The 8982-nt window shown below is 37.9% G+C and carries 16 protein-coding genes; 3 read left to right on the forward strand and 13 right to left on the reverse strand.

Going from position 1 to position 8982, the window contains the following annotated elements:
• Positions 1 to 43: 43 nt before the first annotated feature.
• Positions 44 to 964, reverse strand: coding sequence for an N-acetylmuramoyl-L-alanine amidase family protein (locus BFU02S_RS12890; protein WP_169797600.1), 921 nt, complete (start codon positions 962 to 964; stop codon positions 44 to 46).
• Positions 931 to 1176 carry a hypothetical protein gene (locus BFU02S_RS12895; RefSeq protein ID WP_169797601.1) on the reverse strand — a complete coding sequence of 82 codons (246 nt, stop codon included), beginning with the start codon at positions 1174 to 1176 and terminating at the stop codon, positions 931 to 933. Before BFU02S_RS12895 ends, BFU02S_RS12890 begins: the two co-directional genes overlap by 34 nt.
• Before the next feature lie 174 nt (positions 1177 to 1350).
• On the opposite strand from BFU02S_RS12895, the gene BFU02S_RS16455 reads away from it, so the two are divergent.
• On the forward strand, positions 1351 to 1563 hold the full coding sequence (locus BFU02S_RS16455) for an SPW repeat protein (protein ID WP_501193343.1): 213 nt from the start codon (positions 1351 to 1353) through the stop codon (positions 1561 to 1563).
• A 100-nt stretch (positions 1564 to 1663) separates the two neighbouring features.
• On the opposite strand, the gene BFU02S_RS12900 is transcribed toward BFU02S_RS16455, so the two are convergent.
• Positions 1664 to 1999 carry a hypothetical protein gene (locus tag BFU02S_RS12900; RefSeq protein ID WP_157075933.1) on the reverse strand — a complete coding sequence of 112 codons (336 nt, stop codon included), beginning with the start codon at positions 1997 to 1999 and terminating at the stop codon, positions 1664 to 1666.
• Positions 2000 to 2040: 41 nt separating this feature from the next.
• A complete protein-coding gene (locus BFU02S_RS12905; protein ID WP_066371345.1) occupies positions 2041 to 2493 on the reverse strand; it encodes a GNAT family N-acetyltransferase in 453 nt (150 codons plus the stop codon).
• A 395-nt stretch (positions 2494 to 2888) separates the two neighbouring features.
• Between BFU02S_RS12905 and BFU02S_RS12910 the strand changes: the two genes are divergently transcribed.
• Entirely contained in the window at positions 2889 to 3281 is a 393-nt protein-coding gene (locus tag BFU02S_RS12910) for a PH domain-containing protein (RefSeq protein WP_066371348.1), read from the forward strand.
• A gap of 224 nt (positions 3282 to 3505) precedes the next feature.
• Here BFU02S_RS12910 and BFU02S_RS12915 read toward each other — a convergent pair whose 3' ends face one another.
• The 9 genes from BFU02S_RS12915 to BFU02S_RS16830 all read right to left on the reverse strand — a co-directional run bounded on the left by BFU02S_RS12915 (position 3506) and on the right by BFU02S_RS16830 (position 7686).
• The gene (locus tag BFU02S_RS12915) at positions 3506 to 3799 is read right to left on the reverse strand and encodes a YrdB family protein (protein ID WP_157075934.1); all 294 of its coding nucleotides are present in this window, start codon (positions 3797 to 3799) and stop codon (positions 3506 to 3508) included.
• A gap of 42 nt (positions 3800 to 3841) precedes the next feature.
• Complete coding sequence (locus BFU02S_RS12920) at positions 3842 to 4315, reverse strand: hypothetical protein (protein WP_066371349.1); 474 nt, start codon at positions 4313 to 4315, stop codon at positions 3842 to 3844.
• A gap of 59 nt (positions 4316 to 4374) precedes the next feature.
• Positions 4375 to 5001, reverse strand: a complete 627-nt coding sequence (locus tag BFU02S_RS12925) for a hypothetical protein (RefSeq protein WP_169797602.1) — start codon at positions 4999 to 5001, stop codon at positions 4375 to 4377.
• On the reverse strand, positions 4890 to 5405 hold the full coding sequence (locus tag BFU02S_RS12930; protein ID WP_157075935.1) for a hypothetical protein: 516 nt from the start codon (positions 5403 to 5405) through the stop codon (positions 4890 to 4892). The genes BFU02S_RS12925 and BFU02S_RS12930 overlap by 112 nt, the downstream gene beginning before the upstream one ends.
• 70 nt (positions 5406 to 5475) lie before the next feature.
• A complete protein-coding gene (locus BFU02S_RS12935) occupies positions 5476 to 5688 on the reverse strand; it encodes a hypothetical protein (protein WP_066371353.1) in 213 nt (70 codons plus the stop codon).
• Positions 5678 to 5965 (reverse strand): transposase, encoded by a 288-nt coding sequence (locus tag BFU02S_RS12940; protein ID WP_066371354.1) that lies wholly within the window; start codon positions 5963 to 5965, stop codon positions 5678 to 5680. The genes BFU02S_RS12935 and BFU02S_RS12940 overlap by 11 nt, the downstream gene beginning before the upstream one ends.
• A 185-nt stretch (positions 5966 to 6150) precedes the next feature.
• Positions 6151 to 7179, reverse strand: coding sequence for a spore photoproduct lyase (gene splB / locus BFU02S_RS12945; protein ID WP_066371355.1), 1029 nt, complete (start codon positions 7177 to 7179; stop codon positions 6151 to 6153).
• A gap of 30 nt (positions 7180 to 7209) precedes the next feature.
• Positions 7210 to 7455: a transcriptional regulator SplA domain-containing protein gene (locus BFU02S_RS12950; protein ID WP_066371356.1), complete on the reverse strand. Its 246-nt coding sequence runs from the start codon at positions 7453 to 7455 to the stop codon at positions 7210 to 7212.
• A gap of 72 nt (positions 7456 to 7527) precedes the next feature.
• A complete protein-coding gene (locus BFU02S_RS16830) occupies positions 7528 to 7686 on the reverse strand; it encodes a hypothetical protein (RefSeq protein ID WP_157075936.1) in 159 nt (52 codons plus the stop codon).
• A gap of 169 nt (positions 7687 to 7855) precedes the next feature.
• Here BFU02S_RS16830 and BFU02S_RS12955 point away from each other — a divergent pair, with 169 nt between their 5' ends.
• Complete coding sequence (locus BFU02S_RS12955) at positions 7856 to 8284, forward strand: YugN family protein (RefSeq protein WP_066371358.1); 429 nt, start codon at positions 7856 to 7858, stop codon at positions 8282 to 8284.
• The last annotated feature ends 698 nt before the right edge of the window (positions 8285 to 8982 follow it).

Below are 8982 nucleotides of genomic sequence, written 5' to 3' on the forward strand. Positions count from 1 at the left end.
CCAAAAAACCTGCAGATTTCTCATCATCTGCAGGCTGAAAAAGTTACCAATAAATACTTAATGAATATCCATCATAAGCAATGTCTTCGTTCTCTAATGTCCCGTTCATCACCTGCTGGACCGTACTGCTTAGTTCAGCAGGCGTACTGTTATAGCCGAGATCCACAGCAATCGTTTCCAGCAAATTCGCATATTGCCCATTGCCTTCAACGGCATGAGTATCTGAACTTTGATTAAAATAGCCAATATATTCATTGTTTTTGAAGATGTTATAAGAACCTTCATCACCTGGTTTTGCAATCGCGCCGGATGATGCGATATCCTGTAAAGCTTTTGATACTGCAGCATTAGGAGCCGGTACCTTTGGAGCCCAATAAATGCTTAATGTTTTACCATCGTCTATTACACCATCATTATATACATGCTTGCTTTGTACTTGATCAACCAAACTCTTTAATTCTTGGGCATTTGCATGAAAGCCGAGATCTAAAGCCAATGTTTCCAACAATGTTGTAAATTGGTTGCTTCCTTCAATATATCCCTCTATAGGGTCAAAGTCTCCAATATATACATCATTTTTATATATATTATACGTTCCATCACTTTGTGCTTTTACAGTGGCTCCGAATGCAGCTGCATCATTAATGGCCTGCTCAACAGGTGTTGCCGGTGTATTTGGAACCACTGCTCCATCACTGCCAAGTTTTTTTCCATCTACTATTGTATTGACAGCCATGGCGCCTGAGCTAGTAAAATAGTATTGTTTACCCCCGATTGTCTGCCAGCCTTTTGCCATTGCTCCACTTGGCAATAAGTAATATGTAGTGTTTCCTTGTTTGAACCATCCAGTTTTCATCGCGCCTGAGGCATCAAGGTAATACCAGACACCAGATACATTTTTCCACCCTGTTGCCATGGAACCGTCAGAATTTAAATAGTACCATTTACCGCCAACTGAAACCAAGCGGTTTTCATTGCCCAAGTAGAATCAAAATAATACCATTTGCCTCCACTTAATAACCAACCAGTCGTTTTTTCTTTTGCAGTATAATAATACCAATGACCATTTACCTGCTTCCATCCCGTCAAAGTTGCAGCGGAAGCATCAACATTTGCTGCTGCGATTCCGCCTGCCAGAAGAAAAGCAAACAGGAAGGTGCTGATCCATTTTTTCACTTCATGATCCTCCATTTTTTCCATTTTTCCCAAAACTATTAATGGTTTAGCATTCTTTTTATGCCTGTACAATAAAATATTTAGTTACTAATGACTAGATTTCAAAGATTCTCGGACTATATTTTTTCCATTATTTATTAAAGTCATTTTTCCAAAAAAACTGAATAAGATATAGTGTACTCCATTATTCGAATCACTGTGGGAAGGAGGCGATATTGGATGTGGCAACTTTGGCTAACCGGCATTATTGGCATATGGTTATTCTTCTCACCTTGGATTTTCAATTTCGCTAACAACACAGGTGCTTTCTGGAACAACCTCATTTTTGGGCTCATCACCCTTATTTTGGCAATCTGGGCAGGAACGAAAGCTAAAAACAGTCCTTAGATTGTAAGTAGTTTCATTGTTTTGCAGGTTTATCTCGGAGTACATCTCCCCCTCTTTGGGGGCTTTTTTATTATTAGAAAAACGCCGGGGGGCCCACCTTTTAGATATCGATTCTCCTTGGGTAGATACCGAACATACTTCTCTTCCCGGTTGCAATGACCCGATTGACGTACAAACCTTGCTTTTTTTCGCGGCTTCCGGTTTTAATCGCCTTGATTGACGCACGAACCTTGTTTCTTTTCTCGCCTTCCGGTTTCAATCCCCTTGATTGGTGCACAATTCTCACTTCTCTTCTTGTCCTTCCGGTTCTAATCCCCTTGATTGGTGCACGAACTTTGTTTCTTTTCTCGCCTTCCCGTTCCAATCCCCTTGATTGGTGCACGAACCTTGTTTCTTTTCTCGCCTTCCTGTTTCTATCGCCTTGATTGGCGCACATAGTCAAATGCCGCTTAAATTAACTAGTTGAACAAGTCAGTCTTACAATTTCTTATTGAAAAGGGTTAAGGATAAACGTTCTGTTACTTTTATTTCTTTTGTTATAGAGAATCCATTTTTTTGATAAAAATTGATTGCAGGTATATTTTTAGAACCCGTTGATACAATAATGGTTTCCAATCCTGTCTCATTAGTTTGAACGAAATCTAATAACCGGTTAGCAATCCCTTTTCTAAAATGTTTTGGATGTACAAACAATCGATGGATATCCATTACTCCATTTTCGATTTTTATGGATATGACTCCACTTAATTCCTCATTTATATAATAGCCATAGAATGTTTCTCCACATTGTTGTAACGTGTCAACTGTATCTTTTAATGGCGGTATTTCATCCGAACCAATTAATTCTGCTTCTACCTTATAAGATGCGATCTGAATGTTTAATACTTCTTTCGCTAATTTTGGATTGGTAAGATCAATTTTTTTAATCAAATTATTTCTCTCCATACACGGTATTTTATTTGGCACTGGCAAGAATTTATTAGAATACTCGAATAAAAATGATAACTATCCTCATAACATAGAAGCTTTTTTAAGCAATTCCTAAAAAGTAAAGCATTTACAACGACAAAGTACAAAATGGATGCAAAATTATATCCGTTTTTGCCGATGTAAAGGAACTAGAAAGAAGCCAATAGTCCTGCTCTAATAGTGATAAAGAGCATGATCCAACCCATAATATCAGTTCCAAAATTTTATAAGATTCCTAAATTAATTTTACCATGATTTGTTCAGCGAAAATATCCATTTGTATAAATTTCTTGGTTAATCGATGTGCTTTTGATCAAATTGGCAAATCGCGAACGCCACGAATAGGGAGACTGAACATGCAGCTAAACAAACAAACCATAGCACTAATCCATAATGACTTAGATGGAAATGAGGAAGTTCTACTGTCATTATCAGGGAAAACGGCACCATCTAATCCAATGCTAAAGTTTCTTCCAGAGGTGTCTTGGCTAACCAAAGAGAACATGCCCATCCTTTTTGTCTTAACGAACCACCGGATATTGGTATATAGAAGTCCCGTTTATCAATCAATAACATTCTCCTATTCAATTAATCTAACTGAAATATCCACTTTTAAAGATATAAGCGGACCATTAAACGGAGGTATTCAATTTACATTAAAAGACAATCAGACATATAAATTTATATTTAAAAAGCACCGTATTAACGAAATCATCACTCACCTTCAAAATAAGGCATTGAATTCTTGATAAAATAAGGTCCGATATGAGTTGAACTATGGTTGGATATAGTATAAAAAGGCACGCTTCGGTGTGCTCTTTGTTGTGAAAAAACTCCCCGTAGGCTGGGAGTCATTGAAATATAGTTAAAAAGCCGATAGGTGTTGAAGAGATTCCTACTATAATAGTTATTTCTGTTCCCAAACACGTAGAAAGCATATATTCAAAACTACCAATATGGCAAAAAACATTGCTTAAGTTGCAATTCCAAATATTATCAATTCAAGACACAACCTTTTCATTCCCCGTACTGGAATTGAAGCTTTCGGAGATACAAATGTCCCCCAAATAATGGCTAGTAAAAGTGGAGAACCTATACCAAGTAAAACCTTAACCATATATCCCTGATCTGTATGAAATCCCCAATAACCTAAAGAAACTAACGCACAAATTTCTAATATGAAACGAATGGCCAGATGAATTCCCATATGATCCCCTTTTGTTTCCTTATTATTTTTAATTAAAATTCTAATTGTTGGTAAATTCACCGTTAATTTTTCAACTAGGCAAAATAAAAAGCCCTAAAGGCATTATGTTAAAGTGACTCGTTGAACTTGTTGTTCAAGGATGCTCATGTTGTTCAGGAGATCTTTGGATACTTGGCATAAGGCATCGATGGCCAGACCTTTCTCATTCGATAATTGAAAGACGATATCTTTAAACAGGGTTTCCATGTCTTTTAAAATATGGATAGCGGCTGTGTTATATAAGTGAATGTTCAAGTAATCGTCTTGATCAAATAGGGCACTGTCGATATATGGGCGCAGGCTGTCAATCAAACCCGGGAATCGGGCGATTAACCGATCCACGCCATTTTTAACTCCTCGCACCGTTTCCGCTGCTTCATCCAAAGGGGTGATCGTTTGACGAGTAAGTTCCCTTATACGATTCTCATAATCTGTAAAAAGATTTAGCAAAGTTGAGGTTAATTTACCGTATATGCCGATTGTTCCTGTTACATTTTTGATCATCGAGGAAGCAGTCTCTAGAACGAATTCAACCATCGCTAAAGTCCCCCTAATGGTTTCAAGTAAGGGAAAGGTCATTCCTTGAAGCACTTTTTTTAACTTTTAAACTCGATATCAAGCTTCATTTGTTTGATTCGCATATTTAGGGGCAGGTATTTGGAGGGCTCTAACGAATAATGGTTTGTTTTTTGAATGCTGCCAGCTTCCTGTGTAAGGCCTGATTTTAACGTAATGGCATTTGCAAGGGCCTGATCGCGGTTTGCGAAAGTAACGGCTACATCTTGGACTTGCTGCTTAAATTCTACTAGCTGTTCGGAGACTTTCTTATAATTTCGATTGATAATCTGATAATGGGCATCCATTTCCCCTACGACAGCATCGTAAAATAAATCGGTCCCACCTTTGAATAATTCTGGGATTTTTTCATGTATGATATAGCTGAAACCATTAGTTAGCTCGTCAATCTGCTTTTCTATTTGGTTGATATACCCTTTCGCCCGTTCAAATAGATGCAGAGCGTCAATATTGACATGACTAATTTGCTCAACGATTTCCATGGGCGGGGAATTTAGAATGCCATCAAGGGATTGGCAACAGCTTTCAGCTTCATTTAAAAAAGAAAGCAGCAGATCAAGTTGAGATTTAAACCGATTTCCGGTGGAGGTAATTCCTTTGAAAATGGGATTTCCAGCCTCGTATTCAAAGATGTCAGTAAATGCCATTTGGAGTTTATGCACCCGAGTTCGAAACTTCTTTGCCTCATCCCGACGATTTCATATGAATGTTTTAAATATTCCCCAGCTCTTGAGAGTTGTCGATGCACGTCAGATTCAAAACTGTGAGCCAAAATTTGCAGATTGTCTTCATTGATTTCAATCTTTTGCCGGCCGCCGTAAAGCGGCTGTCCGGTCCAAATATTGGTCATGATTTGAGAATCCGCATTAACATATGTGACTCCATAACCTGGTTGTCCTTTTTCGCCGATTGTGTAATATTGCTGGCCATCTTTCTCACTTAAATACCCTGTATGATTGGTAGCAAGCTTTGAAAATTGGGGAATCCCATTGTTGATTTGAACATGTTTTCCGGGAATGCGATCCCCGAGGCCCAAAGTTGTTTCCGTCATTGTCAGAACATCATAGATACTGAAATAGTTGGTAATATTAGAGTAGCTTTTTTTCGGATCCACCATTCCATCAGGAAGAATAAGCAGGGTCTAACGTGAACGCCTTCACCTCTGGGTGCTTAATCGCAACCGCATTTGTCGTCACACCGCCAAGCGAGTTCCCGCACACATAGGAAATTTTCTTATATTTTGCAGACATGGCATCATAGTAATCCTCTGCTGCTTGAATTTGCGCTGGAATGAACTTGCTTAATATGGAATTAGAAGCGCATTCATGCCTCATCTATAGTTATCATTATCAGTCGATAAATGATATAAATACCTAAATAACCACCGGTTGATAAGAAAAATGGATTTAGGAAAATGGAATGGATATTTGTCATAAACACTGTATGATCTTTAATGATTTCAAAAACCGACACAGCAGCAATATCTCCAAATATAATTCCTGATACAACGGCACCAAAATTAAAAACAATACTGAATCTTCTTCGGAATTTCTGTAAAAAGAACATCATTACAGGCAGCACAATGCTAGTGAGAACTAAGAAAATCTTCATAAAATCACCTTTTAGTCAGTATCCTAATTCTTAAATTTGTTCCAAAATATATTAATTAGACATACTGAGGTATCCTCGTGAGGGGGCTAATGCATAAGCTTTTTTTGAAACAATTATTTGGTTGTTTCCCGTCACTTTTATGTTCCATGGCTTAGAGGAGATCAAAACTGTTATATATATCAATATTAGGTAAAGTATTCCAATTTGGCGTTTGGAAAAAATTTTTCCATATAGGAATATAGGTGGCTTTTTATCTCCTCTTCTTCCTCCTTTTGATAAATATATTTTCCTATACCGTATTTCCCCCATTTATATCTTCTTGCTGTCTCATCCAGTTCTAATTTAGTCATTGGGTAGTTCTTTTCAATCACTTTTTTTGCTGGTTTGGTAAACCTATGTTGAATAAACTCAAATGTGATATCGTCTCTCACATCCTTCGGTAACTCTGCATCGAGACGCTCAAACAAATGATAGTACCCCTCCTCCCATCCCTCATGAAGATAGATAGGTGCCACAATGAACCCTAATGGATATCCGGCTCTTGCTACCTTTCCTGCTGCCTTAATCCGTTGCGCTAACGAAGAGGTGCCAGGCTCGAAATTTTTTATCACATAGTCTGCATTGACACTAAAACGAAATCTTGTTTTTCCATTATGTTTAGCATCCAGTAAATGATCAACATAATGAAATTTTGTCACAAAACGTAGCCTGCCATACTCTGATTTGCCAAAATGCTCAATCGCTCGCTTTAACGTATGTGTAAGATGATCGAGTCCAACTATGTCAGATGTACAAGATGCTTCAAATCGTGTAATTTCCGGTGCTCGTTCTTCCATATACCGATCAGCAGTATCTAAAATATCTTCCACATTTACATATGTACGAATGTAAGGCTTTGAACCCATTGTCGTTTGCAAATAACAATAATGGCAATGACCCATACAGCCTGTTGCAAAGGGAATTGCATATTCTGCTGAAGGCTTAGATGTATCAAACTTAAGTGTTTTTCTTACCCCAACCACTAATGTCGATTTTGCAATCCTATACCTTTTAAAATCAGTATCCCCCGGTAGGTCTCTGACTTGGTTATGAGAAGTGGTGTAGCGTATTTCCACATCCATTTTTTCAAATTTTTCCTTCAGTTTCTTACCAAGTGGATATTCCAATGCAACTGGTTCAAAGTAAACCAGCTGTGGCATAAATGGTTTATTCATGTGATAATCTCCATTCTATTTATATCCAATCTATTTATATCCAAAATACTGTTCATAGGCCTGTAACGCATCAGCCTCACTTGCGTAAACAGCCATGTCATTTGTTAGAGGATAATATGTTTCATACAGAAATATCGCCAATTCACCAGGATTCTCCGGATTATTCACAACTGCCGCTGCTTGAACATTTGCTACATCCTGTGTATGAGGATTTCGATAAAAGACGTAGACAACATCTCCTGGATTATAGGAGGTATAGTCAAAATTTACTTCCATTCCTTTTACCACCCTTTAAATATCCTTATTTTATAACGGGAAAAAACGCCAATAAGGGCGTGAAATAGTAAGTTATATTGAAGGCCTATCCGCCCTTTCAGCGTTAGGATCAGGTTGTCCGTAACCGGTAACCTTCCCCGCATGTTCCTCATGGTACTTTGACCCTGAACCCGGTTGATGATGGGATTGACCTCTTTGTTTCTCGCCATTTATACGTTGCTGGTTTGACAATATAAGCACCTCCTTGCTCATTAGGATTTGTTACTTCCCTGAAGTTATTCGAAGCATATAACAAGAGTGAAAAGTAACATTTTCCAATTACTTATTAAAAGAGCTAGATATTTTATTCTCATTTTGGTTAATAATAATACCTGACCTTTTATACAGGAGTGAAGCAAAGATGATTCAATTACAAACAGAAATTGAAGGAAAAAGAGCGTATTTTGGGGCAGTTCGAGATATCTTTCATTCTCATGGATGTAGTTTTTGTAGTAATTTTGAATATGACCAAGGGAAATTTGATGCATTGTTATGGCGTGATGGGGGAGAGTCTATTTACCTAAGAGTCCCCATTTATGTTGTGGATGGGGCTTTAGATCATACCAGTGCATTGGTTGAGTTTGGAACCCCTTTTGTTATTAAGCATGTTGTTAATATTGGACTCGATCATGATGAAAACTCATTCATAACGGGTACGACAGGGCTTGATCAATTTCAAAAACCATTGGATAATGACGATTATATCTATGATAAAAGCAGATGGACAAAAGCCGGTGAAGAAGCAATCCAGCAAGTGTATAATTCAATCAATGGATTGTTTGTTTCCTAATGATACATTATTGATTCAGCTTCTCTATTCTAAAATCCACTTCATTTCGTCGGTATCACCTTCGGCAGAAAGGACTTTGTTTGGATATGCAAACTCGTCCAGTGATACCTAGCGTGATATGAAGTTCGTGTTCCTCAGACCGGAAGTTTGCTGCCCGCTTCCTTCAGATTCCGCGTCACCGCGGACACCCTTGCGTTAAGCTAACTGCTACTTCTGCCTTCACAGCTCGGGACTTTCACCCTAGAGATTACACCCATGCCAGGCACACCATACAAAGGAAAAGCACCTACGGATTTTTAGGTGCTTTTCCTTTAATATTTTCATTCATCTCGTGAATAGTCCATGAAATGATCTGTTATTTTTACGATTCCCCCGTTTTTAACAAGGTTAAGAGAGTTTTAGTGGTCTTAAACGACCACCTGCCAAGCAAGTGGATTTTGGCATGAATGTCGACGACTAAAGTCGTACTTAACAGTTCTAAGTACTCCTTTTAAATCAAATTTTATATTCCCCAAGGAAATTGATGTGTTCCGTGTTCCCATCCTAATGGGGAAATATGTTGGACTAAGTCTTCCCCACTGGTTAATCGTCTTATTTTTTAAATTATGTCATTTATTTCTAAAAAACTCCAGAAAGAAGCTAATCCCTTTCTCGTATAGATGTGTTATATTCATAATATAACCATTGTACGGTAGTGT

The organism is Neobacillus fumarioli NBRC 102428, from assembly GCF_001591485.1.
Taxonomy (GTDB): Bacteria; Bacillota; Bacilli; order Bacillales; family Cytobacillaceae; genus Neobacillus; species Neobacillus fumarioli.

What these genes read in the sequence shown, in the direction of transcription:
- BFU02S_RS12950 (WP_066371356.1), bottom strand. Translation starts at nt 7,455, where the DNA reads ATGGAAGTAAATTTTGACTATACCTCCTATAATCCAGGAGATGTTGTC.
- BFU02S_RS12930 (WP_157075935.1), bottom strand. Translation starts at nt 5,405, where the DNA reads ATGACGGAAACAACTTTGGGCCTCGGGGATCGCATTCCCGGAAAACAT.
- BFU02S_RS12925 (WP_169797602.1), bottom strand. Translation starts at nt 5,001, where the DNA reads ATGGCATTTACTGACATCTTTGAATACGAGGCTGGAAATCCCATTTTC.
- BFU02S_RS12955 (WP_066371358.1), top strand. Translation starts at nt 7,856, where the DNA reads ATGATTCAATTACAAACAGAAATTGAAGGAAAAAGAGCGTATTTTGGG.
- BFU02S_RS12920 (WP_066371349.1), bottom strand. Translation starts at nt 4,315, where the DNA reads ATGGTTGAATTCGTTCTAGAGACTGCTTCCTCGATGATCAAAAATGTA.
- BFU02S_RS12935 (WP_066371353.1), bottom strand. Translation starts at nt 5,688, where the DNA reads ATGAGGCATGAATGCGCTTCTAATTCCATATTAAGCAAGTTCATTCCA.
- BFU02S_RS12910 (WP_066371348.1), top strand. Translation starts at nt 2,889, where the DNA reads ATGCAGCTAAACAAACAAACCATAGCACTAATCCATAATGACTTAGAT.
- BFU02S_RS12900 (WP_157075933.1), bottom strand. Translation starts at nt 1,999, where the DNA reads ATGTGCGCCAATCAAGGCGATAGAAACAGGAAGGCGAGAAAAGAAACA.
- BFU02S_RS12940 (WP_066371354.1), bottom strand. Translation starts at nt 5,965, where the DNA reads ATGAAGATTTTCTTAGTTCTCACTAGCATTGTGCTGCCTGTAATGATG.
- splB (WP_066371355.1), bottom strand. Translation starts at nt 7,179, where the DNA reads ATGAATAAACCATTTATGCCACAGCTGGTTTACTTTGAACCAGTTGCA.